The sequence below is a fragment of the Pseudomonas sp. NPDC078700 genome (genome assembly GCF_044542375.1).
In the GTDB taxonomy this organism is placed as follows: domain Bacteria; phylum Pseudomonadota; class Gammaproteobacteria; order Pseudomonadales; family Pseudomonadaceae; genus Aquipseudomonas.
Map to the genome: position 1 here is coordinate 589,599 of NZ_JBITUI010000004.1, position 26,146 is coordinate 615,744.

Sequence of the window (26,146 nt, forward strand, 5' to 3'; positions counted from 1 at the left end):
GTCTGTTATAGGGACAACAGACTATTCACATGCCTGAACTCTGCCGCTACATTGGCAGATTAGGCTCTGGCACCACTGGATAGGCTGCGATGCTATATTGAGGTGTGAATGGAGGGCTTTTAATGACCAAGACCACCACTGTTAGTGTCGAAGAACAGGTGCGCATGCTTGCTCAGGTTCACCAGGTCACCGCTGAGCGCGATGGAATGAGCCGCATGGCCTCGAACATTACTCGCCTTGCTGGTGATGATGTTGAGCTTGATTACATAGAGCAGTTGCTGATTAACCTGAACAGGAAAGGCGTTTTGACTAAACGGGAAACGCTTTCGCTTCAAGGACGCTACCTCATAGAAAAGAGGAGTTTGAACAAGAAGCTCAGCGCATGAGTTTCGATCCTTTTGGCGATTTCGAAATTGCCGGCTACTTGCAAAATTTTCAAGGCCTTAAAAGTCCATCTGATGTTAAACAGTCTGAGCATTTCGCCTTCGAGCTGAGTATCGATGAGGCCTTGGCATACCTAGCCAAAAGCAAATCTCTCAATTACAACGCCGTGCTTGAGGTCCACAAGATTCTGTTTAGTGGGTTTTACCCTTGGGCGGGAAAAGACAGAAATGAGCTAGTTCCGCATCTAGCTGTGTTTAAGGGTTCAGATAATGATCCTTACAGCATCGTCTTCGAACGCCCCGAGCTCATCAGGCATGCTATCGATTATGCTTTCGACCTCGCGAAAGACAAGAACAGGTTCAAAATTAAGCTTGGCGAAGTGATGGGCCAACTGGCGTTTGCACATCCTTTTTTAGACGGCAATGGTCGAACTCTTCTGCTGGTATTCATGGAGTTATGTTACCGAGCCGGATTCGCAATCGATTGGTCGAGGACTCACAAACGCGACTATCTGCAGGCACTTAGCGACGAAATTCGCGAGCCAAGTAAAGGCCACCTTGACAACTACCTGACACCTTATGTCATTAGCATAACGAGACGTGATGAGTGGCCCTTAATCATTGGCGGTATTGAGGGACTTGATGGACTTGATAAAGAAGGTATCAGTTACGAGAGCTTGAATGATCCGCACGTCCAGTTGATCTACAAGCTGAACCGGGATTGGGATTAACTCACCCTCTCAATAGCGGGTGTCCGACTATGTTTCGTTTCGGCTGTGGATAACATAACAAAGGGCTGCCGTTTGGCGGCCTTTTGTGGTTTTGCTTGACCTAAAAGCTTCATTAGGTTTTGATTGCCTTCGTTATCTTTCGAATCGAAACTTAGAGCATGTCGAAACGCAACACCCCGCAGCGTCGTCATTCCATTCTTGCCTTGCTCACCGAGCAGGGTGAAGTGAGCGTGGACGAACTGGCCAAACGCTTTTCGACCTCTGAAGTCACCATTCGTAAAGACTTGGCCGCGTTGGAAAAGAACGGCCTATTACTGCGTCGATACGGTGGTGCGGTGCAGTTGCCGCAAGAATTGATGGTCGATGTCAGCCAACCGATATCGAGCTATAAGTTGGCCATCGCCCGTGCCGGGGTTAAGTGCATTCGCGAGCACGCCCGAATTATCATCGACAGCGGCACCACGACCGCCGCAATGATTCCTGAGCTCGGCCGTAAGCCGGGTCTGGTGGTGATGACTAATTCGCTGAACGTGGCAAACGCATTGCGCGAATTGGAGCATGAGCCGGTCCTGTTGATGACCGGCGGCACTTGGGACCCGCATTCTGAGTCCTTCCAAGGCCAGGTTGCCGAGCAGGTGCTGCGTTCATACGACTTTGACCAGCTGTTTATCGGTGCCGATGGCATCGATTTGGCCCGCGGCACAACCACATTCAATGAATTGCTGGGCTTGAGCCAAGTCATGGCCGAGGTAGCCCGCGAAGTAATAGTGATGGTTGAGAGCGACAAGATTGGCCGCAAGATTCCCAACCTTGAATTGCCTTGGGCCCGTGTACATACCCTGATTACTGATGAGCGCCTGAATCAAGACGCTCGAGACCAATTGCTTTCGTGCGGGATCAAATTGATCTGCGCGAGTATTGAGCCGTAAGGAGACAATTATGTGTGGAATCGTCGGTGCCGTAGCTGAACGTAATATCACCGCTGTGCTGGTTGAAGGCCTCAAGCGCCTCGAATACCGCGGTTATGACAGCGCCGGTGTAGCACTGCTGAACGAAGCGGGCGAGCTTGATCGCCGCCGCCGTGTGGGTAAAGTCAGTGAACTTGAAGCGGCATTGAAGGCTGAGCCTCTGCCGGGTCGTGTTGGTATTGCCCATACTCGCTGGGCAACTCACGGTGCGCCGAGTGAGCGTAATGCACACCCTCATTTCTCCGGTCAGCAGCTCGCCGTTGTGCACAACGGCATTATTGAAAATCACGATGCCCTGCGTGACCAACTGAAAGGCTTGGGTTACAGCTTTAGCTCGGACACTGACACCGAAGTGATTGTGCATTTGCTTGATCACACCATGAAGACCGAACCTGACCTCACGGCTGCGCTGAAACTTGCGGTCAAGCAACTGCACGGTGCTTATGGTTTGGCAGTTATGAGTGCCAAACAACCCGATCGCATTGTTGCTGCCCGTAGTGGCAGCCCGTTGGTGATTGGCTTGGGCATTGGTGAGAACTTCCTGGCTTCTGACCAATTGGCGCTGCGCCAAGTGACTGACCGCTTCATGTACTTGGAAGAAGGCGATATCGCTGAGATTCAACGTGATGAAGTGCAAATTTGGGACGTTGACGGCCAAGCAGTAAAACGTGAGCAGGTGCAGTATCACGAAGGTGCTGAGGCCGCTGATAAAGGCGAATATCGCCACTTCATGCTCAAGGAAATCCACGAGCAGCCAGCTGTTGTGCAGCGTACCTTGGAAGGCCGCCTGGCTGAAGACCATGTATTGGTACAAGCCTTTGGCCCGCAAGCTGCGGACATTTTCGCCAAGGTTAAAAACATTCAAATCGTCGCCTGCGGTACCAGCTATCACGCCGGTATGGTGGCGCGTTATTGGCTCGAAGAATTGGCCGGTATTCCGTGCCAGATCGAGGTGGCCAGCGAGTTCCGTTACCGCAAGGTTGTGGTGCAGCCCGACACCCTGTTTGTCAGCATCTCGCAGTCGGGTGAAACGGCTGACACCTTGGCGGCACTGCGCAATGCCAAACACCTGTCGCCTGAACAAGGCGGTTATCTGGCCAGCTTGGCAATTTGTAACGTCGGCATCAGCTCACTGGTACGCGAATCTGATCTGACCTTGCTGACCTTGGCTGGCCCCGAGATTGGTGTGGCTTCAACCAAAGCCTTTACCACGCAGTTGGTCGCGCTGATGCTGCTGACATTGGCCATGGGCCGCGTACGTGGCACCTTGGATGCCAAGCTAGAAGCCGAGCTAGTTGCTGAACTGCGCCGCCTGCCAACCCGCTTGGGTGAAGCATTGGCCATGGACGCCGTGGTTGAGAAAGTCTCCGAGCACTTTGCCGAAAAGCACCACACATTGTTCCTGGGTCGCGGTGCGCAGTACCCGGTCGCAATGGAAGGGGCATTGAAGCTCAAAGAGATTTCTTACATTCACGCTGAGGCGTATCCAGCAGGCGAACTCAAGCACGGCCCATTGGCTTTGGTAGATGCGGATATGCCTGTGGTCACGGTGGCACCAAATAACGAACTGCTGGAGAAACTCAAGTCAAACCTTCAGGAAGTTCGAGCACGTGGCGGCGAGTTGATTGTCTTTGCCGATGAAAAAGCTGGAATGAGCAACGGCGAAGGCACCCACGTTGTGAACATGCCACACATCCACGACGCCCTGGCCCCGATCCTCTACACCATCCCGCTGCAACTGTTGTCGTACTACGTTGCCGTGCTCAAAGGCACCGATGTCGACCAGCCACGTAACTTGGCCAAGTCCGTGACTGTTGAGTAAAAACGCGAATACCAGCCGGAAAACTCTCGTGGGTTTTCCAGCCAAAATTGAATTTACACTGTGGATAACTTCACTTATCCACATGCCCTGAGTTTCGCGCTTGGCTAAGCAGTAGGCCAGTCTGGGTTGGATAGGGCTCTTTGCTCAAGCCAGAATTTAGCGCAACAGGCTTCATAGCGACCTGTCGGTTTTGAACTACGCTGCGAGAACACCTCACTTGCTTCTTTTTTGATGCTGGGGCCAGCGTTGATAGCAGTGAACAGTAGCGCAACGACCGGAGTGCTTGATGCCTCTCAGCGAAATGACAGCTGTTGATCCCCAAGCATTTGTCCATGTGCGCATCGTGGTTGGCGTCGTCACGGGTCTTAGCGTCACCCGCTTGTTAAGCGGACTTTCTAGATTCGTCCAACACCCTGAGCTCCATCAGATTTATCTACCGCACCTTGTCTGGACCGCTTTTCTTTTACTGTTCGTTATCCATTTCTGGTGGTTCGAATTCGCACTGTTCCGGGTTGAACACTGGGAGTTCGAGGAGTATTTCTTCGTTCTTGGCTATGCCGCGCTTATATTTTTCACCTCTGCATTGCTATTTCCCGATCACATGGGCGAGTACTTAGGCTTTGCAGATTATTTCCATTCGCGCCAACGATGGTTCTACGCGTTACTTGGCTCAATTTTCATCATGGATATGTTTGACTCCATGATGAAAGGCATGGAGCACTTCCTAGCGCTTGGGGTTATCTACCCTTTTCGTCAGGTCAGCCTCTGCAGCTTATGCATCGTCGCTGCATGCGTTAAGCACAGGCTGTTTCACCTGTGTTTCGCAGTTGTGGCGGTGATAGCTGAGGTCTGGTGGATATTTTCGGCGTTCAGATTTCTCGATTAAACAATGCAGCAAGCTTGCGACGTTTAGCATCCGTTAAACAGCCGACGGTAGAGCAGAATATCTGGGCTGAACAAGGCGCTTGATTAGCGCGGGTGAGGTGCAAGTGACTGCGCTTGTAATCCGAGCCGCTGTTCACCGCTGCGGTTACTCAGTGCGGAATCGACCCACTCAACGATTAAGCTCGTTGGGCACTTGGGATAAGGTTTCAGTCGTGGCTTTTGAGTGGTGTGAAACTCAGTATCGGCGTGAATACGGGGCGACTGCGTGATGCTTTTTTGTCGTCGCGGTGAGCAGTAGATGCCATTTTCACTGCTTTCGATCAGCCTGATATAACTCCAGCCGATGGTGCTGCTTTGTAAACGGTGGTGCCGATCGTCATGCCAGATAAACCTGCGAGGTTATCGACGGGCTGTGGATAACCTTCGCCCAAGCTTTCATCGGCTTGAGGGGGCTTAGGGTCAGTTGATCAGGCTGGATGCCTAGTTAAAGTTTTGCGCCGATTGAGGCTTGGCTGAAGGTTTGGCTTAGCGGAACTGTGTCACATAAATAGCAGGATTTTTCAGGGGGTTAGGGGCTAAACCCCCTGTTTTTGATCTGCTAGTTATTTAGCGCTAGCGCCTTAGTGTGATTTGTTCCAAGCCGACATCAAAAGCGTTGCTAGGGTAATTGTACTCGCGCCTAACTCATTGATTAAAAACGTTAATTTTCTGGCGTCAAGGAAAGTTATGCTAAATGATACGAGTACACCACGGCGCCTTTTAGTTGTAGACCCTTGTGATGATTGCCGCACGCTGTTACCGAGTCTTCGGGAGGCAGGGTGGACTGTTGAAGGGTGCATGCTTGAGCATGCGGAAGAGCGTAGTTGTGATGTCGGATTAATCCGGCTTAATGAATCGCACCTGCGTCGCCCGGCGGCGGTCAAACAACTTTTAAGCCGAAGCGGTACTGAGTGGATTGCAGTGCTCAGTCCTGATTTGTTGTCTTCGGTTAATGCCATTGGTGAGTTTGTCGGTGAGTGGTTTTTTGACTATCACACCTTGCCGTTTGACGTGTCCCGGGTCCATGTCACCTTGGGCCGAGCCTATGGTATGGCAAGGTTACGGGGTCGCAAAAGCGGCATCATAGTTGATCATGAAAATGAGTTGCTGGGGCAGAGCAAACCCATTCGAGACCTGCGTAAGTTGCTGGCTAAACTGGCACCAACCCATTCGCCCGTATTGATTCGCGGGGAAAGCGGTACGGGTAAAGAGTTGGTTGCAAGGACTTTGCATCGTCGCTCCAATCGAGCCGGTAAACCCTTTATTGCGATCAACTGCGGAGCCATTCCTGAGCACCTTATTCAGTCTGAGCTATTTGGTCATGAGAAAGGGGCGTTTACGGGCGCACATCAACGCAAAATCGGTCGGATTGAATCGGCGGACGGTGGCACTCTGTTTCTCGATGAAATTGGCGATTTACCCCTCGAATTACAAGCAAACTTGCTGCGCTTTCTGCAAGAGAAACAAATCGAGCGCGTGGGTGGCAGCCAGCCTATATCTGTTGATGTCCGGGTTTTGGCCGCAACTCATATCGACCTTGAAGCAGCGATCGATATTGGCAGCTTCCGTGAAGATCTCTATTACCGCCTCAATGTACTGCAGGTGCAAACGGCTGCTTTGCATGAACGTATGGCGGACATTCCCCTGTTGGCCAACTACTTTGCCAACTTGTATTGCGCTGAAACAGGTCGGCGGGCTAAGCGCTTCAGTGAAGATGCAATGAAGCAGCTGACTGAGCACAGGTGGCCGGGGAATGTTCGTGAACTGGCGAACCGAGTCCGGCGAGGGTTGGTGCTGGCCGAAGGGCGTCAGATAGAAGCCAAGGATCTTGGCCTTGAGCAACGCAACATGCTGATGGATCAGCTTGGCACGCTGGAGGATTACAAGCGTCGAGCCGAGATTCAGGCGCTCAATGATGCCATGGCGAAGTATCCGGAAAACTGCAGTCAAGCGGCGCGCGGCCTGGGCATTTCCCGGCCGACATTTTACCGCTTGCTGCACAAGCATCAGATTCGTTGAGCTGGCCTGCGCTTAAAGCCTGACAAAGTATGGCAGGGCCATCAGCGCGAGCCCGATCACGACCATCAGCCAGTTATTGCTAATAAAATAAGGGAATACCATCAACCCTAGCCCGCAAACAAACGGCATGGTTTTGCTGTTCTTGCGGCCGTAGATAAAAAAGCCCAGCCCGATTGAGCCAAACAACAATCCCCAGAGCATCCCTTGTGTATCCACGACCGCCTCGCCCGTGTACCTAGTTACCGCATATTAGTCGCACAGGCGTGCCCGGAAAAGATTCCGGTCACGCTTGTGGATAAGTTTTAGTTAGAAGTAATAAGGGAAGCGGACGCTGAACGTGAAGTCGGGTGCATCAGGCGTCAGGCCGATTGAGAGGTTGGGTACGATGCTCAAGTTTTGGTCAACTGCGTAGGTCATGCCGATGTTGTAATACGCCGCATTGGCATCACTACTGGGTACTGATTGAAAGCTTTGACCTTCAGCTTTGACTTTGCTTTTCTGCGAGAGCAGTTGTGAGTAGGACATTGATAAGCTCATGCGTTCGTTCAGCGCAAAGGCCATGCCCAAGCCGAACTGGAACCAGTTTCCCAACTGCACCGTACCCGGTTGTTTAACCCCACGGGTTGAGCTGATGTCGCTGTAATCTTCTTCAAGGTTGTAGGTGTATGACAGGTTGCCAAAGAGCACCGCTGGATCGACGGTTTTAACCAGTGATATGCCCGGAGTGACTGACCACACGCCATTGCCTGTAGGCAGCTCTTCCGGAACGGTTAGGTTGTCGTTGCCAGGCACCTGTTGCAGCTTGATACCGTATGGGTCTTTACCTGTTGGTGCCTTGACTCGCAGGCTCAGAACCGCATCTGGCCGGCTTTCAGTTTCAGTCAGGAATTTATAAGCGATACCGGCACTGATATCACCGATTTCTGGGTCGCGGGTTACGGTTTCTTCTGAGATAGACGTACTTGATCCGCCTGCACCAGCTGATTCAAATGTGGTCTCGCGGTACACCACAGGCACGTTCAGGTCGAATTGCCAGCGGTCGCGCCAGTTGTAACGCCCAGTCAAGTCGAGGGTTAAAGAGTCAGAGTTGATTTGGTCGACACCAATATTGCCGAGAAAAATGGTGTCCAGAGCCAAGAAGCCATTGAGGAACAATTGCCTGCTGTCATAGTGGCTGTAAGTCAGGCCTGTTTCAAAGCTGAATGTGCCCGTGCCAAAAAATCCGCTGGCTTCGTTGTAGATATTCTCAACGCTGCGTGCGGGAGCGGCATCATCCTGCAGGCTGGTGCCATAACCCGCTTCTCCAGCTTTATTGTCTGCCTTGGCCACAGTCTCGCTGCGACCGGTCGGAGGAATAGGGCGCACCAGTGGTTTTTGCACGGGCTGCGATTCAACTTGTTTGAGCCTTTGCTCAAGTACCATTAAAGCTTTTTGTTGTGCGTCATAGTGTTGCTTGAGTAATTCTAGTTGTTGTTTTAATGCGTCTACTTCAGCGTCGGTAGCGGCCATCAAAGAGGGGGCAGCAAGTACGCTAGTCGCACACATAACCAAGCATAGAGACACGTGCTTCGGCATGGTAAGACATCCGTTTCAGGTCAGTAACAAATCCAGCCTAGACCATATTTACAGCCCTGTTGGACGCAAATTGTTAAGTTGGTTCCAGTTGCAGTTCAAACCATTCGCCGTCGGCATGTTTTCTTTGAGCATGACGTTGAGCGCAGCGAAATTGGTGACGATGTTCCGTGAACCAGAAATATCGGTACGTTGCACTGCGCCGCCAGCGCCGAGCTGTTGCAGGCTCGCACCCTGGCCATTGGCATCGATTGCCAGTTGCAGGCCGCCGCCCATAGGGCTGACTTTCACAGTGCCGATGTCGCTGGTCTGTTGCACATTGCTGACTATCTGTGAGCTAGGCATCACTGCGGGTGCCTTGTTGCCATGGGTGACATCAATATTCAGGTTGTTGTAGCTGGTGTTTAAATCACCCGCTGAGCGAGTTGATTGCACAACGCCCTGAACCTCATTGAGGCTGTTGCCGCCGCTTAGCTGGCCGGTTCCTTGAGTAGGCGTACTGGGTGTGGCTGGCGAATTTCCAATTCCAGAGGCGATAGTCGCGGCAGCTGCATCACTGTTACCTTCGTTGAAGGTAGTGATGTTGAACACTGGCTTGGGCATGTTTTGCTGGATTTGCATATTGACCTTGGCACCCAGCACCTGGCCGCTTGCGTTTTGCCATGTGCTGGCCATGGTTACACCAAAATTAACAATTCGCCCTGGCAGTACATAGCGGCCACGCAGTTGCGATAATTCCTGGTCACTCAGCTCTGCAGGGACAAAGAGCCCTGTGGCGTGGATTGGCAGGCTGGCAACAAGGCAAAAGGTTGCCATAAACAGTTGAGTCTTCATGTCGTGCTCCATTAAAAGAAGTCACTTTGTATAAAACCGAACTCCATCAACTCGGCATCATTTACTGGCTTGAAGCGGTCAAGGCGATTGCGCGCAGTGAGTGGCTGCGGCGGCTCTGTTAAAGGATTGGTGCGGTCATAGCCAGCTCCAATCACTGCGAAAACAATACCGTTCCAACCTTCTTTGAATTCATCCAGTTTGTAGCGTTTGTGACCCAATACCGGGTCGCCGATGTAGGCCCAATTGCCTTCGGTTTTCTGCAGCACTACAAAATGCTTGTAGCCGCGTACATCCAGTAAAACCACCACCGGTATTTTAATTTGCTCAAGTTGCTCAGCAGGAATGCGATAACCGCGAGCGCGTAAGCCAATGGCTTCTACATAACGCTTCATGTCGAGCATCGAGAAACCCTGGCTGCGAACAAGGTCGAGGTCTGCTTGTTGGAGCATCCCTTCAATCACGGTTTGTTCGTCGATATCAAAGCGATAACCCTGATAAAGAATGGTCGCCAGCGATGCAGCACCGCAGCTGAAATCAGTTTTCTGTTCGATCAGGTTGCTGAAGCGTCGTTCGCGAATACTCTCGACCTTCTTGTAGGCCAAGGCACCACCCGGTAGTACCGGAAAACCCAGCTGAGCCGAGTAGGATGCAGGGCAAATCAGCATGATCAGGACAACGAGAAGGGCGCGCATAAGTCAGTCCCTGGAAAAGAAAGAGGCTCCGAAACTTCCGGAGCCTCCAGGGCTAGCTTAGTAGCGAAGCGATTCGCCGCCGCCAGTACCGCCAGCTGGGCACGAAGTGCAACCTGCAGCAATCGACAGCGAGTTGCTTTGCTGGTTACCAGCACCTGCCGCCACGTTGACACCAACGTTACCCGAAACGCGGTTCAGCGAGCCGCTCAGCACAGCAGTGTTAACCACTGGAGTGTTGAAACCGGCCACTACCGGGATATAACCGCTGACTACACCAACCAGGCCGATCACACCCTCTTCGTTGAAGGCCAGTGCACCGCCGTCATCGTTAAGGTCCTTAGCGCCCTGGGCATTGCTATCCAGATCTACGTGGCCAGTATTGTTGGCACCTGGATGTTTTTCCCCTTGCCATGAGTCGAGATAAACGTCGCCGATCTGGTCAGATTGGCCTTTGTAGCCCCCAATGGCGCCCATGCCCAAGGTGACTTTCTCTTTGCCATAATCAAGCGTGGCATTGTTGTTGGTGGTGTTGCCAGATATCGACTGGGTGGCTGTGCTGCTGGCAGTCGAGAAAGCGCCGGCAGAGACGGCAGCAGCCATATCGTTTTTCTGTTGGTTGTAAGTACCAGATGCAACGTTGGCACCGACGTTACCACTGGCGCCGTTAAGCGAGTTGGTAAGCCCGGCAGTGCTTGGGTTGGAGAAATTTTTGACGTCGTTGTTAGTCAACTTCTGGTTAACAGTGGTTGACGCTTCAGCGGTGCCAAACACAAAGCTTGCATCAGCACTGGCCAGTGCTGCAGCGTTGGCCTGTTGGTTGTTGGTACCTGCAACAACGTTGACGCCGATGTTACCCGAGGCGCCCGCACCAACATCATCAACGCCAGCAGCGTTTTCAGTGCCTTCGTTGCGTACGTTGTTACCTTTAATGATCTGGGTATCGTCAACAGTTGCCGAAGCGCCTGTTTCAGGAATCCAGAAGTTGTTGTTACCTTTTTTTGAGTCAGCGTGTGCTGAGGTCGCTGCCATGGCGACTGCCAAAGCGATTGCCAGCGGCGTTACTACCATTTGGATTTTCATGGTGTATCTCCTTGCCTTGCTGTGTTGGACTTAGGACTTACTCTCTTGTGTTGCGCTCAGGGCTAATCAGCCACCCTGATACTGAGGTTGTTCCCCATGCGGTTCCCGACCCCAGCACTCTGGTTCAATTGCACCACTCCACGGCTCCCGACAAACGCAGTGTCATCGGTTGCTACGCGTCGCTCCCCAGTGGCGGGTGCAACTGTTCCTGAGATTTGTGTAATGGCCACGCTTTGCGACAGCACTGAGTCATCCAAGCTGATGGGCCCGGAGCTAACGCTGATACTCATTGCATTGGCCTGTTGAGTTCCTGCCCCAGCGGATTGGTTAATCCCGAGGACGCCGTTACCCGCGCTAAACGCGCCCGCCTGAATGGCTACACCGGCCGCTTGGGAGGGGTCGATATTCTGGATGTTCAGGCTTTGAGTCTGCGAGGTTGAAGCACTGGCACCGTTACCAATTGCCAGCGCTCTAGCATTGCTTTGTTGTTGCCAATCGCCCGCCGCCTGGTTTACCGAAACAACGCCCTCGTAGTGGCTGGCGCTGTTGGCAATGGTTGCCTGGCTCATTGGTGCCAGCGCGCCATCGGCCAGCGCTGAGGTAGAGACAACTAAGGCTATTAGCAATGGCAGGCTTTTCATCTCACTGGCCTCCAGTGAGCATGTTCAGCGGGGCAAGACCACGTTGCACGGTGCTGTTGATGGTGTTGCCCAAACCACTGCCTGCGTTGCCACCTGAATGGCCCGCTGAGCCGGTATTCGTCGCGCCTTGGTGGTTAGATTGATCAGTGCCGAGCGTATTGAAACCTGGAAGGCTGCCGTTGGGCATAACCATTGAATTAATGCTGGAACCAGTGGTGATGTTGGCAAAGTCGGAGTCAGCCAGTTCGCCGCCCATGTTCGCACTGCTCAGGCTGCCATTAACTGTGCTGACGACTTGGCGGGAAATGTTGGCATTGACCACCGTTGGATTGGGGTCTGGGATATCGGTTGGGTGCGTTGCTAGGCGTGGCTGAACCTGGCGACCCAGTACGATAATGCCGTCCTGCGCGAGTACAGGTGTAGCGCAGACGCTTGAAAGCATTACTAGCGCGAGCGCAAGTAATGGCCCTGAGCTGTTTTTCGGTTCCATGGCATAAATTCCTTCTACATCCCTTGCTGTGTGCTTAGCAGTAACAACACTTCGGTTGCTTGTGGCGAAGGGTTCGCAGGAGTCGTGCCGGAATTTATTTCTATAGAAACATCAGGAGGTTAGAGTTTTATGCAGTGAGCAGGGAGGTGCTGAGTGTTTCATTGATGAGACACTGCGGGGCATATTTACGAAGAGGGTCCGTGCTTTGCGTAGCTTTGCCAGAGCTAAGAAGAGGTGTTTCATGGATGAAACAGTTATGCCACAACTTCAGCAGAACTGCGTAAACACTAGGTGCCAGCAGATTGATCTGTCTCATTGCTGTTACACATGGCGTTCGCGATAGAAACGCAGTTATTACTCTGAGCGCAGGTAGTTGGATAAGTTCAGCAAGGATGTATAAGGGATGGGCGTTTGGGTGACGGGGGCTGCAGCGACAAGCGTATGCCTATCCAACGTTCTGTAGCAGGTCAAAGTTGGATTTTGCAATTTTTAAATGACGCTGTAACGAATATGGTCTATCCCTCTCTAGTGATATGTCGTATCGCACAAATGTTGTGCGACGGGCATATTACAAACAATCCGAGGATGTGCACATGACTAACAAAACTACACTTGCTGCAACCGGTGCTGCTATCGCGTTCACTGCTGCAACCATGTTTGCAACCATGGCCAGCACTGTTGTTGTCGCAGAAGAATCGCCTGTTCATTGCTATGGCGTTAACGCCTGTAAAGGCCAGAATGACTGCAAAACCGCTGAAAACGCTTGCAAAGGTCAAGGCATCTGCAAGGGCCATGGCTTTAAAGCAATGTCATTGGCTGAATGCAATGCTGCCAAAGGTAAAGTTGGCGAGTAAGCATCCTGTAGCAGGGGGCATCCATCGGCAGATGGCTGCCCCTGTTTTTCTGTTTGGATCTGGCCATTGTGGATCTAGACGCTGTAAATCTACACTCTCCAGATCCAACCAAGGAGCTTGGCATGTCAGCTAAGTCAGACTGTCTTGGCTACGGCTTGGGACTACGAATTCCCTACTATCAGGAAATCCTTGAGCAGCGACCTGATGTCGATTGGTTTGAAGTGATTTCTGAGAATTTTATGGTTGAGGGCGGCAAAGCCCTTTATCACCTGGACGCGGTCGCCGAGCACTATCCAATTGTCATGCACGGGGTTTCCCTGTCGATTGGCGGTCCACATGAACTGGACCCTGATTACCTCAAGCGCCTTAAGCAGTTGGCAGAGCGGGTTAAGCCGCAATGGATTTCTGACCATCTTTGCTGGAGCCGGGGTAATGCTCATCACCTGCATGACCTGTTACCTCTTCCTTTCACCGATGAAAGTTTGCATCACGTCGCGGCGAGAGTGCGCCAAGTGCAGGATGTAATCGAGCGCCCTCTGGTGTTGGAAAATGCTTCAACCTATATACGCAGCGCGGGCGATAAATTTACCGAGTGGGAGTTTCTTTCGGAGCTAACAGCAATCACTGGCTGCGAGTTGCTGTTGGATGTGAACAATGTTTACGTCAGTGCCCGCAACCATGGTTTTGACCCATGGACCTACATCACCAGCTTGCCTGTGGATAAAATTCGCCAGTTGCATTTGGCTGGGCATACCGATTACGGCAATTATGTGATTGATACTCATGACCACCCCGTATGTGACCCTGTTTGGCAGCTTTATGAGCGCACCATTAAACATCTGGGTCCGGTTGCGACCATGATTGAGCGCGATGATCACTACCCACCTTTTGCCGAGTTGATGGCTGAGTTGGAAAAAGCGCGCGAGCTAGGGGCCAAAGCCCTTCAGGCGGAGTCACTATGCGGCTGAGTCAGTGGCAGCAAGAGATTGAAGCCTACTTGCTTGGTGCTGAGTCGGTCGCCAACCCTGAGTTGCGCGCTACTTTGGTCGGCAGCCCGAACCTCGACGTAGAACTAGGCTTGGCGATTTATCACAATGCCTATCGTGCACGACTGATTGAAACCCTGCGTGGCGATTACACCGCTGTACACGGCTGGATGGGCGATGAAGAGTTTGATGCGTTAGCGCTGGCGTATATCAACGCCTATCCACCCGATCACTTTAGTTTGCGTTGGTTGGGCGCGCGTTTTGCCGAGTTTATTGAAGGCCATCTTATTCCTGAGCAAGCTGAACCCTTGGCTGAGCTTGCGCGTTTTGAATGGGCATTCACCCTGTCATTTGATGCAGCAGAAGGTGAGCCGCTGACAGAGTCGCTGTTGGCCAGCTTGCAGGCTGATGAGTGGCCAAACTTGCAAGCACGTCTGTTACCCAGCGTGCAGTGGCAAACGCTGCGCTTCAACACGATGGCGTTATGGCGCGCCCTCAAGGATGACGCGGAGTTTCCTGGCAGCCACGCACTAGAGCAGGGGTCAGTATGCTTGATTTGGCGTGATGGCCTGATTAGCCGCTATCGGACCCTTGGGCCTGAGGAAGCCAGTGCGCTGTACAAAATGGCGGTGCAGGGCGGTAGTTTTGCCGAGCTCTGTGCTGATCTCGCGCCCTTGGGGGATAACGCCATGGGCCAGGCCATTACCTGGATCCGTCAGTGGTTGGCTGATGGCACCCTGCAACGCTACATGGGTGAGCCTGTTATCTACCAAGTCGATATCGCCTAACCTGAACTACGCTTTTTGTTGTTAGCAAAAAGCGGAGGTTCACATGATTCAGTCTCTACCGCCGGTATTACGTAGCCTGCAATTACCGCTGCGCCTGAAACTATGGGACGGCAAACAACTAGATCTTGGCCCTCAGCCGCGCGTTACTTTGGTTATCAAGGACCCAAGTTTGATCATGCAGCTGGCTAATCCTAGTCTGGATGTTCTGGGCGGTGCCTACGTTGAGGGTCGTGTAGAACTGGAAGGCCAGATCAGTGACATCATCAAAATCGGTGTGGATCTCAGTGAAGCCTTGATGCCTGATGATGGTTCAGCAGAGGTTGAGCATGAGTTGCATGACAAAGCCACCGATGCCGCCGCCATAAGCTACCACTACGACTTATCCAACGAATTTTATGCGCTCTGGCTCGACCCGGAGATGGTCTATTCCTGCGGTTATTTTGCTACCGGCAGCGAGTCCCTGGAGCAAGGGCAGCTGGCCAAACTGCGCTTGTTGTGCCGTAAGCTGCGCCTGCAACCTGGGGACAAATTGCTTGATGTTGGCTGTGGCTGGGGTGGTCTGTCACGCCTTGCTGCACGGGAGTTTGGCGCAGAGGTTTACGGTATCACCCTCAGTGCGGAGCAGCTGAAACTGGCGCGTCAGCGCGTGACAGAGCAAGGTCTGGATCAACAGGTAGATTTGCAATTGCTGGACTACCGCGACCTGCCTCAGGATGGCCGGTTCGACAAAATTGTCAGCGTCGGTATGTTTGAACATGTGGGTTATGCCAATTTGGCGCAGTATTGCCAGTGCTTGTTTGGCGCAGTTAAACCCGGTGGTTTGGTGATGAACCACGGCATCACCGCGCGCCATACCGATGGCCGTGCGGTTGGCTTGGGTGCCGGCGACTTCATCGGTAAGTATGTTTTCCCCCATGGCGAGTTGCCTCATCTGTCCACCATGAGCGCTGCCTTGAGTGATTCAGGTTTGGAGGTGGTTGATGTTGAAAGCCTGCGCCTGCATTACGCACGCACCCTCAACTTCTGGAGTGACAGGCTTGAGTTGCAGTTGGATAAAGCTGCGCAGATGGTGCCAGACCAAGCATTGCGGATTTGGCGTTTGTATCTGGCGGGCTGTGCCTATGGTTTTGCTCAAGGCTGGATGAACCTGCATCAGATTTTGGCCGTGAAACCACTGCCTGATGGCGCTCACGACTTGCCTTGGTCGCGTGCTGATATCTATCAATAATCGTCGGCAGTCGCCGCGGCTGCTGATACAGCGCCAGCGGCGAGTTTGCCTTACTATGCGCCAACCCTGTTGAGATGATTGGTGCATGCCCGCTTTTTTACTTCGATACCGCGTCGGCTTTACGGTCCTGCTGATTGCCATCGGCTTGGTAGCAAGCATGTGGCTGGCTGGGCGCTATGCACAGCAACACGCGTGGCAGGAGCGTAGCGTCGAGGCGCGCGGCCAATTAAAACTTTATGCGCAATCCATACATACCTTGGTTGAGCGTTTTAGCTCGGTGCCACAGGTGCTCTCACTGGATAGCGACATCAAAGCGGTGCTCAGTTCGCCAGATGACTTGTTGCTGCGTGCGGCGCTTAATCATCGACTGGAAAAACTGAATCGAGCCTCTGGGGCAAATGTTCTTTACCTGCTTAACGCAGAGGGAGACACCTTGGCGGCCAGTAACTGGCGTGAGTGGAGTAGCTTTGTTGGTAATAATTATGCCTTCCGGCCCTACTTTCGCGACGCATTACAGCAGTCCTCTGGCCGCTATTTTGCGGTAGGGGTTACGACGGGGATTCCCGGTTATTTTCTCTCACACGTGGTGCTTGATGACCATGGCCAAGTACTGGGTGTCTTGGTGGTCAAGCTGGAGCTTGAAGAGTTGCAGCGTGAATGGGTCGAGCAGTCGGGCATCCTGCTGGTGGCTGATGCCTATAACGTCGTTATTCTGAGTAATCGTCCAGCATGGCGCTTTCGTACATTGAGTGAACTGAGCGATCAGGCACGAAAAGAGCTAGTTGAGGTGCGAAAATATGCCGAACAAGCGCTAAAACCTTTACCGAGCAAGCTTCGCCTGCAAATTAACCCTGAATCTCAGTGGCGGACGGTCGATGGGCCGGAGGGTGCCCAGGATTATCTGTGGCAAAGCCAGCCAATGCCCGATGAAGGCTGGAATTTGTTCCTGTTGGTTGAGCCGCAAACTGTGGTTGAAAGTGTTCGCAGTTACCGACTGGCGGCAGCGGGGGTGTGGATGACCCTGGCGTTTTTGCTGCTGTTTCTGCTTCAACGACACAAGAACCACCGCCTGCAAGCCAGTATTCGCGAACGGCTTGAGCGGGAGGTCAGCCTGCGCACGGCCGAGTTGCGCGAGGCGCAGGATGGCTTAGTGCATGCGGCGAAGATGGCCGCCTTGGGGCAAATGTCTGCGGCAATGGCCCATGAAGTTAATCAACCCCTTACCGCCATGCGCATGCAGTTGGGCAGTTTGCGCTTGCTTCTCGACAGTGGACGCCAGACGGATGTGTATGCGGGTTTGCAACGTATTGATGGTTTGTTGGAGCGCATGGCTTCGTTAACCAGTCATTTAAAGACCTTTGCCCGCAAGACACCGGCTGGGCTTAGTGAGCGTTTGCAGTTAGGTGAGGTGCTGGATCAGGCTCTGCAGCTGTTAGCACCGCGAATGCGCAGCGAAAATGTGCAACTTCTCAATCAAGTAGATTACAACGTGCACGTTCTGGGTGACGCAATCCGCCTTGAACAAGTATTGCTGAACTTGCTTAATAACGCTTTGGATGCCATGGCTGAAGCTGAAAATGCGCAGCTGGACGTGGTTATTCAGCGGTGTGCTGAGCTGTGCGTACTGACGGTCGCCGACAATGGCGGCGGTATTGCAGCAGAAAGCCTGAGCCATGTATTCGACCCATTTTTTACCACTAAACCCGTCGGCCAAGGACTGGGGTTGGGCTTGGCAGTGTCGTACGGCATCGTGCGCGAGTTAGGTGGCACGCTAGAGGTTTCCAATAGTAAGGTTGGCGCAATATTCACCTTGAAACTGCCGCTTGCGCCAGAGGCTTGAGGCTCACATTTTCGGCGCTTTGTTCAAATCGAGACTACTAAGTCAGGCTCATGACGCTACACTGCGCGCGATCAAGTTGGAGGTCGTATGAGCAGTCAGGTGTTGGTTGTTGATGATGAAGTAGCAATCCGCGAAGCCGTGCAACAGTGGTTAGAGCTTTCTGGTTTCAGTGTGCAAACGTGCTCAAGCGCCACCCAGGCCTTGGCTTTGGTTGATCGGGACTTTCCCGGCGTCGTCATCACGGATGTGCGCATGCCAGGCACTGACGGCCTGCAACTGCTGGAAAAACTCATCGAACTTGATCGTGATCTGCCGGTGATTATGGTCACCGGTCATGGCGATGTACCTATGGCTGTACAGGCCCTGCGCCAAGGCGCTTATGATTTCATCGAGAAGCCATTTACCCCTGAGCGCCTGCTCGACAGCGTGCGTCGCGCCCTGGAAAAACGCCGCTTGGTTTGCGAAAACCGTGAGCTGCGCCAGCAGTTCGCCAATAAAGACCGGATTGAAAGCCAGTTGCTGGGCGTGTCGCGGCCGATGGAAAACCTGCGTCGGCAGATTCTTGAGTTGGCTGGCACCTCGGTAAATATCCTGATTCGCGGTGAGACCGGTAGTGGTAAGGAGCGGGTTGCGCGTTGCTTGCATGACTTCAGTGCAAGGGCGGGCAAGCCCTTTGTCGCGCTGAACTGCGCGGCGATCCCCGAGAATCTGTTTGAGAGTGAGTTGTTCGGCCACGAAAGCGGTGCCTTTACCGGTGCGCAAGGTAGGCGCATTGGCCGTATCGAACATGCGGATGGCGGCACTTTGTTCTTGGATGAAATAGAAAGCCTACCCCTGGCGCAGCAGGTCAAACTCTTGCGCGTACTGCAAGAGAAAACCCTTGAACGACTGGGTTCAAATCGCAGCATCCAAGTGGATCTGCGGGTTATTAGCGCGGTTAAACCTGACCTGCTCGATGAAGTACGCAAGGGTCGCTTTCGAGAGGATTTGTATTACCGACTGAATGTGGCAACTCTGCAGATACCGGCGCTGTGCGATCGACGAGAAGATATTCCGCTGTTGTTCGAACACTTTGCTCAAGAGGCTGCTCAGCGTCATGGCCGTGAGGTGCTACCACTACCGGCAACTGAACTTGCGCGTCTGCTCGGCCATGACTGGCCCGGCAATGTGCGTGAGTTGATAAACGCCGCTGAGCGCCATGCTTTGGGCTTGAGCGCGCCAGTTGAGGCGTTTGCCAGTCAGTCATTGGCTGAGCAGATGGAAAGCTTTGAAGCGCAATGCCTGCATAACGCGTTGTTGCACTGTCAGGGCAATATTACTCAAGTCATGGAATTGCTTCAGCTACCCCGGCGTACGCTCAACGAGAAAATGCAGCGCCATGGTTTACAACGCAGCAGCTACCGGCCAGCAGGCAGTCAGGACGATGAATAGGCGGATTGTCGCCGATTAATGATCGGTTATCGGCGGATTGTCGCCTAAATTCACTTTCAGATTTATCAAACCCCTTCTAGCGTGGGGCTTTCATGCATTGGCACGGCATCTGCTAAGTTGTATTCAGTGGATTGTACTTAGCTGTTTTCGTTGTATCCCGTTTACGGGTAATCCAATAAGAAAGACTCGAGGTTTGCCATGAATTATCTTGCCCTTTTCGCGAGCCAATCGCGCACCTCCTCCAGTACGCCGGGCAATACGCCCCGTGACAGCCTAAGCTTTCACCTGACACCCCAATAAGATCTGGCGCATGCCAACCGCAGAGCGGTGGGTATCGTCTACAGTGAAAAACTCTGCATAAAGCCATAACAACGACGGAGATTTATCCATGCGATTGACCAAGCGTTTAAGCCTGTTCGCAGCTGCCGCAACTTTGACTGCAAGCACTGCAGTTCTGGCAGCCCCAACCTTTATCAACATCCTCACCGGCGGCACCAGTGGTGTTTACTACCCAATTGGTGTTGGCCTGTCGCAGATCTACAGCAACGGCATTGAAGGCTCGAAAACTTCAGTTCAGGCGACCAAGGCTTCGGTTGAAAACCTGAACCTGCTGGAAGCGGGTCGCGGTGAGTTGGCGCTGGCGCTGGGTGACTCGGTCGCTGATGCCTGGAACGGTGTTGAAGAAGCGGGCTTTAAAAAGCCGCTGAAAAAGCTGCGGGCAATCGCCGGTACTTACCCGAACTACATTCAGATCGTTGCCAGCAAAGAGTCAGGGATCAAAACCTTGGCTGACCTGAAAGGCAAAAGCATCTCGGTGGGTGCGCCGAAATCAGGTACTGAACTCAATGCGCGTGCAATCCTCAAGGCCGCTGGCCTGACTTATGAAGACATGAGCAAAGTTGAGTTTCTGCCGTATGCCGAGTCGGTTGAGCTGATCAAAAACCGTCAATTGGACGCCACTCTGCAGTCTTCGGGTCTGGGCATGGCAGCTATTCGCGATCTGGCGGCTACCTTGCCAATCAACTTCGTCTCGGTTCCGGCTGATGTAGTTGCCAAGATTGGTAACGACGCCTACCAGCCAGCCAATATCCCAGCCGGCACCTATGACGGCCAAGATGCTGACGTACCAACCGTTGCTATCACCAATATCCTGGTGAGCCATGAAGGTGTTTCTGAAGAAACCGCTTATCAAATGACCAAACTGATGTTTGAGAACCTTAAGCGTTTGAGCAATGCCCACTCTGCGGCCAAGGACATCAAGCTGGAAACCGCAGCCAAGAACCTGCCAATCCCGCTACACCCAGGTGCTGAGCGCTACTACAAAGAAGTCGGCGCGCTGTAACCATCACGAGCCGGGGCGCACAGGTGTTCGCCCCGGTCAGTTTCGACCTGATCTTCGCGCACCAGAGGTGCTAATAAAACCAGTGCTCTAAGGAGCGGTAGGTTTTGTTAGCGGTTCTGCGCAACCGTTACGTATTGAGGGCGTCATCGCCATGAGTGAGAACAACCAAGGCCTTTCTGAAAATCCAAGTGAATGGCCAAAAGCGCTATTTTTTGTTGCGCTGCTGTTTTCCATCTTTCAAATCACCACGGCGGCGTTTCACCCCGTGTCAAGCCAGGTGCTGCGAGCTGTTCACGTTGGCTTCTTGCTGCTTGTCGTTTTCCTAAGCTTCTCCCTGACGGGTAAAGGCCGGCCTTGGCAACCCGCTGCCTGGATTCTGGGCTTGGCTGGTATGGGCACGGCGGTTTATCAGTGGGTATTCGAGGCGGATCTGATCTATCGTTCAGGCGACCTGACGCAGATGGACATGGTGGTCGGTCTGGTCCTGATTGCGTTGGTTTTTGAAGCTGCACGTCGGGTAATGGGCATTGCGTTGCCCATCATCTGTGCGCTGTTTTTGGCCTATGGCCTGCTGGGCCAATACTTGCCCGGCGATTTGATGCACCGTGGTTACGACATCGACCAGTTAGTTAACCAACTGGCCTACGGCACCGAAGGCCTGTACGGCACTCCGACCTATGTTTCGGCGACCTATATTTTCCTGTTCATCCTGTTTGGTGCGTTCCTTGAACAAGCCGGGATGATCAAGCTGTTCACTGATTTCGCCATGGGCCTGTTTGGGCACAAGGTGGGCGGCCCGGCTAAAGTGTCGGTGGTGTCTTCTGCACTCATGGGCACCATCACGGGCTCCGGTGTGGCCAACGTGGTGACCACAGGCCAGTTCACTATCCCGCTGATGAAGCGCTTCGGCTATCGCCCAGCATTTGCTGGCGGCGTTGAAGCGACGTCAAGCATGGGCAGCCAGATCATGCCGCCAGTGATGGGCGCTGTGGCCTTTATCATGGCTGAAACCATCAACGTGCCGTTCTTTGAAGTGGCCAAAGCGGCATTGATACCGGCGATTCTCTACTTCGGTTCGGTGTTCTGGATGGTTCACCTTGAGGCGCGCCGTGCCAATCTGCACGGGTTGCCTAAAGATCAGTGCCCGAACCCTTGGGCTGCGGTTAAAGAGCGTTGGTATCTGCTGATCCCGCTGTTCATTCTGGTTTACCTGCTGTTCTCGGGTCGCACGCCACTCTATTCAGGCATGGTAGGTCTGGCTCTGACCGCCATTGTGATTCTCGGCTCGGCGATTATCCTGCGGGTGTCGTCGGTGGGCCTGCGTATCGCCTTCTGGGTGGCACTGGGCCTGCTGTGCGCGGGGTTCTTCCAGATGGGCATTGCCGTGGTATTCGGCGTTGTGGCACTGCTCGTCGCGGTATGCTGGTTCATCAAGGGCGGTCGCGAAACATTGGTGGTGTGTTTGCACGCGTTGGTTGAAGGTGCGCGTCATGCCGTGCCGGTGGGTATTGCCTGTGCGCTGGTTGGGGTGATCATCGGTGTGGTTTCACTGACCGGCGTGGCCTCCACATTTGCGGGTTATATTCTGGCGATCGGGCAGGACAATCTGTTCCTGTCACTGGTGCTGACGATGCTCACCTGTTTGGTGTTGGGCATGGGGATTCCGACTATTCCCAACTACATCATCACCAGCTCAATTGCTGCGCCTGCTCTGCTCGAACTGGGTGTGCCTCTGGTGGTTTCGCACATGTTCGTTTTCTACTTCGGCATCATGGCTGACCTGACCCCGCCGGTTGCGCTGGCGTGCTTTGCTGCTGCGCCGATCGCCAAAGAGAAGGGCCTGAAGATCAGCCTCTGGGCCATTCGTATTGCTATCGCCGGTTTCATCGTGCCGTTTATGGCCGTCTATGACCCTGCTCTGATGATGCAGAGCGATAACTGGCTGGCGATCATTTATGCCCTGGTCAAAGCCGCTGTAGCTATTGGTTTGTGGGGTGTGGTGTTTACCGGCTTCCTTAACTTTAAGTTGTCGTGGTGGGAGCGCCTGCTTGGTTTTGCTGCGGGTGCGAGCCTGATTCTGGCCACTCCAGCCAGTGATGAAATTGGTTTTGGATTGGCTGCTGTGTTCTTAGCCCAGCACTTGTGGCGTGCGCGCAACAAGCCGGTGGCTGCGCTTTGATTGGTTTGTGCATGGGCTTGGCTGGAGCGGTATGGGCTCAACTGCCTGTGAGCGACTTCACCCTCGCCTGGAAGCACACCATCGAGCACATCCGCTGGGAAGAAGACTATCGCGTCACCGCCGAGGGCTTGGTTCTCGGTGAGGCGCGAGTCAAGGGTACTGGTGCCGGTATGGAAATACCGGATGACGCCGTACTGCGTGAAGGCAGCTGGCACTACCATCGCCAGATGGCGCCTTTACAACCTCTGCGCTTGGGGCGAACCCCTGAGGCAGGGGATTATCAGCTGTGTTTTAACCAGCGTTGTCACTCTGCGAGTGAATGGCTCGGCCCGCCAAAAGCGTCCCAGCCCGCGTTGGAACTTTGGAGTTGTGAGCTCGACTCCCCCGCACCGAAAGGTGGGGGTAAGGGTTAATTAGTTAGCCTGCTCCCAGTGCCACAAGTGCTGGCTGTATGATGGAGAGAACCCCCATTTGGTTTTGCCTGTGGGGGTTTTGTTCGTCTGCAGTATGGCCTCGGTTATTAGTCCTGAAGAGCATTTGATTGTGAACTACACCACCTATTACCTACAGATGCTCAGCCCCGAGCAGGTGCGCGCCAAGCCATTGCCCGCGGAGTTGAATGTCGTCGAGTGTCAGCATAAGCAGTTTCAGTTCAATCGTTTTCTCTACCAATTGGTCGGCGGCCCCTGGTTGTGGACAGACAAGCTGGTCTGGTCGGACGAGCAGTGGCAAGCGCTGATTAACAGTGATCTTCACCGCACTTGGGTGGCATATTATCAAGGCGCAATTGCGGGCTATTACGAATTGCAAATGAGCGCGGACGGTGAGGTCGAGATTCTTTACTTTGGCTTGGTTGAAGACTTCTTCGGACGAGGCTTTGGCGGCCCGTTGCTCAGCCAGGCTTTGCAGTCTGCTTGGGCATGGCCAGGCGTAAAGCGGGTTTGGGTACATACCTGTACGCTTGATCACCCCAGCGCGCTGAACAATTATCAAGCCCGTGGGTTTGAGATATATCAACAAGAAGTCACAACTGAGTCGGCTTAATTGATTCAGGCCGACTAAACTTGCCCAATCACTACTGACTGATTTCTGGAGCAAACCATGCGCATGCGATTTATCAAAACCTTGGTGCTAGGCCTTAGCATCACTCCGGTGCTGGCCACGGCAGCCCCCATATTGCCGGGCTTGTGGGAAATCAGTACCAGCAATATGGCGGTTGATGGTCAACAGATGCCGGCCATGGATGTGATGATCAATAAGCTTAAAACCTTGCCGCCTGAGCAACGCGAAATGATGGAGCAAATGCTCGCTAAACAAGGTGTGCAGTTAGGGGATAACGGTGTGCAGGTTTGCTTGAGCGAGGCGCTGGTGAAGTCCGATCAGCTGCCACTGCAAGAGCAGTCAGGCTGTAAGCAAGAGGTCACCGAGCGCTCTGACAATATGTGGAAGTTCCAGTTTGATTGCCCCCAAGCCAAGGGCCAAGGTGAAACGCGCTTCATTAACGACAAGCAATTCACCAGCATCGTCACCAGCACCTTTAACAATCAGGGCAAGCAACAGCAGGGCACTATGCAAACCAACGCGCGCTGGGTCGGCACCGATTGCGGCGGCTTGAAACCACAGCAATAAAATCGAGTTGCAATCGTTGTGCAAAGGCTCGCCCCGGTGGTGAGCTTTTTTTATGCGCAAAAAAGCTGCTAGCCTGCGTTTGCGGGTCTTTCCTGAAATTTTTTGTGCTTGCTCAATGAATCCATTTTTTTCGCTCAAGCAACTGTTCACCCTCAGCCATAACAAAAGGCGGCGAATACGTTTTATGAGTATTTCTTTGTGTGCCTCATTACTCGTCGGCTGCAGCGGATTGCCCTCATTGGAGGGGCGCAGCCATTCCAGCGCATTACCGCCTAGCGAAGCGGTACAAACCCAGCTGGGCAAGGCAATAACGCCACTGACTGAGGCGCACCTTGGTACATCGGGTATTTATCCGCTGGCGAGCCCGGCAGATGCCTTCGCTGCGCGCGCATTACTCGCTCAGGCGGCCCAACGAACGCTGGATGTGCAATATTACATTTGGCATGGCGACACCACTGGCACCCTGTTACTGCAAGCACTGCTGGATGCTGCAGATCGCGGCGTGAGGGTGCGCTTACTGCTTGATGATAACGGTACGTCGGGTATTGATCCGCAATTGGCTGCGCTAGACAGTCACTCGAATATTGAAGTGCGGTTGTTCAATCCATTTCCTTCGCGCTCGGCCAAATGGTTGGGGTTTTTGACCGACTTCTCGCGTGCTAATCGCAGAATGCACAACAAGTCATTCACTGCCGACAATATGGCCAGCATCGTTGGTGGGCGCAATGTGGGTGATGAATACTTTGGCGCGACTGATGGTGTGTTGTTTGCCGACCTCGACGTGCTTTCAGTTGGTCCGGTGGTTGAGCAGGTTTCCGACGATTTTGACCGCTACTGGAGCAGTGACTCGGCCTATCCGGTCAATCGCTTGATTACCCCCGCGAGTCACTCCGAGCGTGTCGTCGTTGCAACTGCGGCGCAGACCTTAAGACAAAGCCCCAAGGCCACTGAGTATGTGGCCGCGATAAAGCAATTGCAGTTCATCAACCAGTTGCTCAATGGGCAGCTCGAGTTGATTTGGGCGAAAACGCGCATGGTCAGTGATGACCCGGCAAAAGGCTTGGGTAAAGTTGAGCCAGCCCAGCTATTGACCTACAAAGTCGGTGCAATCATTGCTAAGCCGACGCGTCATGTTGAACTGGTTTCACCTTACTTCGTGCCGACCGCAAGCGGTGTAGCCGCGTTTAGCGAGATGAGTAAGCGAGGCGTTAAGGTGCGCATCCTGACCAACGCGCTGGAGGCCACAGATGTTGTGGCTGTGCATGCAGGCTATGCCAAATCGCGTAAAGCCTTACTCAAGGCAGGCATTGAGCTGTATGAGATGCGCCGTCAGTCAGAGCTCAATGGGCAGCCAGATAAACACAAACTGTTTGGCAGTAGTGGTTCCAGCTTGCATGCCAAAACCTTTGCCGTCGATGGTCAGCGGGCGTTTGTGGGGTCGTTTAATTTTGATCCACGTTCAGCCAAGCTGAATACCGAACTGGGTTTTGTCATCGACAGCCCAGTCTTGGCGCAAAATATTCAGTCGGCCTTTGACCGGGACCTGCCGAATAGCGCCTATCAGGTCAGCCTGGATGAAAACGAAAACCTGAAGTGGACTGAGCAAAGAGGCTCCCGGCAGGTGACCTACGGGACCGAGCCTGGTAGCAGTCTATGGGCGCGTATGGCTGTTGGCTTTTTGTCGCTACTGCCTATCGACTGGATGCTGTAAAG

25 protein-coding genes are annotated in these 26,146 nt (G+C 53.3%); 18 read left to right on the forward strand and 7 right to left on the reverse strand.

What is annotated here, in order from left to right; translation table 11 throughout:
• The first annotated feature begins 122 nt into the window (after positions 1 to 122).
• From ACIGCM_RS16875 to ACIGCM_RS16900, 6 genes are all read left to right on the forward strand, one after another.
• Positions 123 to 386 (forward strand): hypothetical protein, encoded by a 264-nt coding sequence (locus tag ACIGCM_RS16875; RefSeq protein ID WP_397503217.1) that lies wholly within the window; start codon positions 123 to 125, stop codon positions 384 to 386.
• Entirely contained in the window at positions 383 to 1,114 is a 732-nt protein-coding gene (locus ACIGCM_RS16880) for a Fic family protein (protein ID WP_397503218.1), read from the forward strand. Before ACIGCM_RS16875 ends, ACIGCM_RS16880 begins: the two co-directional genes overlap by 4 nt.
• A gap of 158 nt (positions 1,115 to 1,272) precedes the next feature.
• Positions 1,273 to 2,043: a DeoR/GlpR family DNA-binding transcription regulator gene (locus tag ACIGCM_RS16885; RefSeq protein WP_397503219.1), complete on the forward strand. Its 771-nt coding sequence runs from the start codon at positions 1,273 to 1,275 to the stop codon at positions 2,041 to 2,043.
• Between the two features lie 10 nt (positions 2,044 to 2,053).
• The gene (gene glmS / locus ACIGCM_RS16890) at positions 2,054 to 3,904 is read left to right on the forward strand and encodes a glutamine--fructose-6-phosphate transaminase (isomerizing) (RefSeq protein WP_397503220.1); all 1,851 of its coding nucleotides are present in this window, start codon (positions 2,054 to 2,056) and stop codon (positions 3,902 to 3,904) included.
• A 286-nt stretch (positions 3,905 to 4,190) separates the two neighbouring features.
• Complete coding sequence (locus ACIGCM_RS16895) at positions 4,191 to 4,790, forward strand: hypothetical protein (RefSeq protein WP_397503221.1); 600 nt, start codon at positions 4,191 to 4,193, stop codon at positions 4,788 to 4,790.
• Between the two features lie 725 nt (positions 4,791 to 5,515).
• Entirely contained in the window at positions 5,516 to 6,847 is a 1,332-nt protein-coding gene (locus ACIGCM_RS16900) for a sigma 54-interacting transcriptional regulator (RefSeq protein ID WP_397503222.1), read from the forward strand.
• A gap of 12 nt (positions 6,848 to 6,859) precedes the next feature.
• On the opposite strand, the gene ACIGCM_RS16905 is transcribed toward ACIGCM_RS16900, so the two are convergent.
• The 7 genes from ACIGCM_RS16905 to ACIGCM_RS16935 form a co-directional block, all read right to left on the reverse strand.
• The gene (locus ACIGCM_RS16905) at positions 6,860 to 7,063 is read right to left on the reverse strand and encodes a hypothetical protein (protein WP_397503223.1); all 204 of its coding nucleotides are present in this window, start codon (positions 7,061 to 7,063) and stop codon (positions 6,860 to 6,862) included.
• A gap of 90 nt (positions 7,064 to 7,153) precedes the next feature.
• Positions 7,154 to 8,422: a transporter gene (locus tag ACIGCM_RS16910; protein ID WP_397503224.1), complete on the reverse strand. Its 1,269-nt coding sequence runs from the start codon at positions 8,420 to 8,422 to the stop codon at positions 7,154 to 7,156.
• A 48-nt stretch (positions 8,423 to 8,470) separates the two neighbouring features.
• Positions 8,471 to 9,253 carry a hypothetical protein gene (locus ACIGCM_RS16915; RefSeq protein WP_397503225.1) on the reverse strand — a complete coding sequence of 261 codons (783 nt, stop codon included), beginning with the start codon at positions 9,251 to 9,253 and terminating at the stop codon, positions 8,471 to 8,473.
• An 11-nt stretch (positions 9,254 to 9,264) separates the two neighbouring features.
• On the reverse strand, positions 9,265 to 9,945 hold the full coding sequence (locus tag ACIGCM_RS16920) for a C39 family peptidase (RefSeq protein ID WP_397503226.1): 681 nt from the start codon (positions 9,943 to 9,945) through the stop codon (positions 9,265 to 9,267).
• A 57-nt stretch (positions 9,946 to 10,002) separates the two neighbouring features.
• Entirely contained in the window at positions 10,003 to 11,025 is a 1,023-nt protein-coding gene (locus tag ACIGCM_RS16925) for a hypothetical protein (protein WP_397503227.1), read from the reverse strand.
• Positions 11,026 to 11,087: 62 nt separating this feature from the next.
• A complete protein-coding gene (locus ACIGCM_RS16930) occupies positions 11,088 to 11,666 on the reverse strand; it encodes an adhesin (protein WP_397503228.1) in 579 nt (192 codons plus the stop codon).
• A 1-nt stretch (position 11,667) separates the two neighbouring features.
• Positions 11,668 to 12,156, reverse strand: coding sequence for a hypothetical protein (locus tag ACIGCM_RS16935; protein WP_397503229.1), 489 nt, complete (start codon positions 12,154 to 12,156; stop codon positions 11,668 to 11,670).
• A 593-nt stretch (positions 12,157 to 12,749) separates the two neighbouring features.
• Between ACIGCM_RS16935 and ACIGCM_RS16940 the strand changes: the two genes are divergently transcribed.
• The 12 genes from ACIGCM_RS16940 to ACIGCM_RS16995 all read left to right on the forward strand — a co-directional run bounded on the left by ACIGCM_RS16940 (position 12,750) and on the right by ACIGCM_RS16995 (position 26,144).
• Positions 12,750 to 13,010 carry a hypothetical protein gene (locus tag ACIGCM_RS16940; protein ID WP_339489095.1) on the forward strand — a complete coding sequence of 87 codons (261 nt, stop codon included), beginning with the start codon at positions 12,750 to 12,752 and terminating at the stop codon, positions 13,008 to 13,010.
• A 122-nt stretch (positions 13,011 to 13,132) separates the two neighbouring features.
• A complete protein-coding gene (locus tag ACIGCM_RS16945) occupies positions 13,133 to 13,978 on the forward strand; it encodes a DUF692 domain-containing protein (protein WP_397503230.1) in 846 nt (281 codons plus the stop codon).
• Positions 13,969 to 14,784, forward strand: a complete 816-nt coding sequence (locus ACIGCM_RS16950) for a putative DNA-binding domain-containing protein (RefSeq protein ID WP_397503231.1) — start codon at positions 13,969 to 13,971, stop codon at positions 14,782 to 14,784. The genes ACIGCM_RS16945 and ACIGCM_RS16950 overlap by 10 nt, the downstream gene beginning before the upstream one ends.
• Positions 14,785 to 14,827: 43 nt before the next feature.
• Positions 14,828 to 16,012 carry a C17 cyclopropane fatty acid synthase CfaB gene (gene cfaB, locus ACIGCM_RS16955; RefSeq protein ID WP_397503232.1) on the forward strand — a complete coding sequence of 395 codons (1,185 nt, stop codon included), beginning with the start codon at positions 14,828 to 14,830 and terminating at the stop codon, positions 16,010 to 16,012.
• An 85-nt stretch (positions 16,013 to 16,097) separates the two neighbouring features.
• Entirely contained in the window at positions 16,098 to 17,852 is a 1,755-nt protein-coding gene (locus ACIGCM_RS16960) for an ATP-binding protein (protein WP_397503233.1), read from the forward strand.
• A gap of 87 nt (positions 17,853 to 17,939) precedes the next feature.
• Positions 17,940 to 19,283, forward strand: a complete 1,344-nt coding sequence (locus ACIGCM_RS16965) for a sigma-54-dependent transcriptional regulator (RefSeq protein WP_397503234.1) — start codon at positions 17,940 to 17,942, stop codon at positions 19,281 to 19,283.
• 388 nt (positions 19,284 to 19,671) lie between these two features.
• Entirely contained in the window at positions 19,672 to 20,625 is a 954-nt protein-coding gene (locus ACIGCM_RS16970) for a TAXI family TRAP transporter solute-binding subunit (RefSeq protein WP_397503235.1), read from the forward strand.
• Positions 20,626 to 20,776: 151 nt separating this feature from the next.
• Positions 20,777 to 22,804: a TRAP transporter permease gene (locus tag ACIGCM_RS16975; RefSeq protein ID WP_397503236.1), complete on the forward strand. Its 2,028-nt coding sequence runs from the start codon at positions 20,777 to 20,779 to the stop codon at positions 22,802 to 22,804.
• Positions 22,801 to 23,217, forward strand: coding sequence for a DUF1850 domain-containing protein (locus tag ACIGCM_RS16980; RefSeq protein WP_397503237.1), 417 nt, complete (start codon positions 22,801 to 22,803; stop codon positions 23,215 to 23,217). Before ACIGCM_RS16975 ends, ACIGCM_RS16980 begins: the two co-directional genes overlap by 4 nt.
• Positions 23,218 to 23,311: 94 nt before the next feature.
• Complete coding sequence (locus ACIGCM_RS16985) at positions 23,312 to 23,848, forward strand: GNAT family N-acetyltransferase (protein WP_397503238.1); 537 nt, start codon at positions 23,312 to 23,314, stop codon at positions 23,846 to 23,848.
• A 57-nt stretch (positions 23,849 to 23,905) separates the two neighbouring features.
• The gene (locus ACIGCM_RS16990; protein WP_397503239.1) at positions 23,906 to 24,433 is read left to right on the forward strand and encodes a DUF3617 domain-containing protein; all 528 of its coding nucleotides are present in this window, start codon (positions 23,906 to 23,908) and stop codon (positions 24,431 to 24,433) included.
• 184 nt (positions 24,434 to 24,617) lie between these two features.
• Positions 24,618 to 26,144 (forward strand): phospholipase D family protein, encoded by a 1,527-nt coding sequence (locus ACIGCM_RS16995; RefSeq protein WP_397503240.1) that lies wholly within the window; start codon positions 24,618 to 24,620, stop codon positions 26,142 to 26,144.
• Positions 26,145 to 26,146: the final 2 nt, after the last annotated feature.

Excerpts from the sequence above, each read along its gene's own strand:
- ACIGCM_RS16960 (WP_397503233.1), top strand. The coding sequence starts at position 16,098 with ATGCCCGCTTTTTTACTTCGATACCGCGTCGGCTTTACGGTCCTGCTG.
- ACIGCM_RS16965 (WP_397503234.1), top strand. The coding sequence starts at position 17,940 with ATGAGCAGTCAGGTGTTGGTTGTTGATGATGAAGTAGCAATCCGCGAA.
- cfaB (WP_397503232.1), top strand. The coding sequence starts at position 14,828 with ATGATTCAGTCTCTACCGCCGGTATTACGTAGCCTGCAATTACCGCTG.
- ACIGCM_RS16925 (WP_397503227.1), bottom strand. The coding sequence starts at position 11,025 with ATGAAAATCCAAATGGTAGTAACGCCGCTGGCAATCGCTTTGGCAGTC.
- ACIGCM_RS16940 (WP_339489095.1), top strand. The coding sequence starts at position 12,750 with ATGACTAACAAAACTACACTTGCTGCAACCGGTGCTGCTATCGCGTTC.
- ACIGCM_RS16995 (WP_397503240.1), top strand. The coding sequence starts at position 24,618 with ATGAGTATTTCTTTGTGTGCCTCATTACTCGTCGGCTGCAGCGGATTG.
- ACIGCM_RS16920 (WP_397503226.1), bottom strand. The coding sequence starts at position 9,945 with ATGCGCGCCCTTCTCGTTGTCCTGATCATGCTGATTTGCCCTGCATCC.
- ACIGCM_RS16875 (WP_397503217.1), top strand. The coding sequence starts at position 123 with ATGACCAAGACCACCACTGTTAGTGTCGAAGAACAGGTGCGCATGCTT.
- ACIGCM_RS16985 (WP_397503238.1), top strand. The coding sequence starts at position 23,312 with ATGGCCTCGGTTATTAGTCCTGAAGAGCATTTGATTGTGAACTACACC.
- ACIGCM_RS16970 (WP_397503235.1), top strand. The coding sequence starts at position 19,672 with ATGCGATTGACCAAGCGTTTAAGCCTGTTCGCAGCTGCCGCAACTTTG.
- ACIGCM_RS16950 (WP_397503231.1), top strand. The coding sequence starts at position 13,969 with ATGCGGCTGAGTCAGTGGCAGCAAGAGATTGAAGCCTACTTGCTTGGT.
- ACIGCM_RS16990 (WP_397503239.1), top strand. The coding sequence starts at position 23,906 with ATGCGCATGCGATTTATCAAAACCTTGGTGCTAGGCCTTAGCATCACT.
- ACIGCM_RS16900 (WP_397503222.1), top strand. The coding sequence starts at position 5,516 with ATGCTAAATGATACGAGTACACCACGGCGCCTTTTAGTTGTAGACCCT.
- ACIGCM_RS16880 (WP_397503218.1), top strand. The coding sequence starts at position 383 with ATGAGTTTCGATCCTTTTGGCGATTTCGAAATTGCCGGCTACTTGCAA.
- glmS (WP_397503220.1), top strand. The coding sequence starts at position 2,054 with ATGTGTGGAATCGTCGGTGCCGTAGCTGAACGTAATATCACCGCTGTG.
- ACIGCM_RS16910 (WP_397503224.1), bottom strand. The coding sequence starts at position 8,422 with ATGCCGAAGCACGTGTCTCTATGCTTGGTTATGTGTGCGACTAGCGTA.
- ACIGCM_RS16885 (WP_397503219.1), top strand. The coding sequence starts at position 1,273 with ATGTCGAAACGCAACACCCCGCAGCGTCGTCATTCCATTCTTGCCTTG.
- ACIGCM_RS16945 (WP_397503230.1), top strand. The coding sequence starts at position 13,133 with ATGTCAGCTAAGTCAGACTGTCTTGGCTACGGCTTGGGACTACGAATT.
- ACIGCM_RS16935 (WP_397503229.1), bottom strand. The coding sequence starts at position 12,156 with ATGGAACCGAAAAACAGCTCAGGGCCATTACTTGCGCTCGCGCTAGTA.
- ACIGCM_RS16930 (WP_397503228.1), bottom strand. The coding sequence starts at position 11,666 with ATGAAAAGCCTGCCATTGCTAATAGCCTTAGTTGTCTCTACCTCAGCG.
- ACIGCM_RS16895 (WP_397503221.1), top strand. The coding sequence starts at position 4,191 with ATGCCTCTCAGCGAAATGACAGCTGTTGATCCCCAAGCATTTGTCCAT.
- ACIGCM_RS16975 (WP_397503236.1), top strand. The coding sequence starts at position 20,777 with ATGAGTGAGAACAACCAAGGCCTTTCTGAAAATCCAAGTGAATGGCCA.
- ACIGCM_RS16915 (WP_397503225.1), bottom strand. The coding sequence starts at position 9,253 with ATGAAGACTCAACTGTTTATGGCAACCTTTTGCCTTGTTGCCAGCCTG.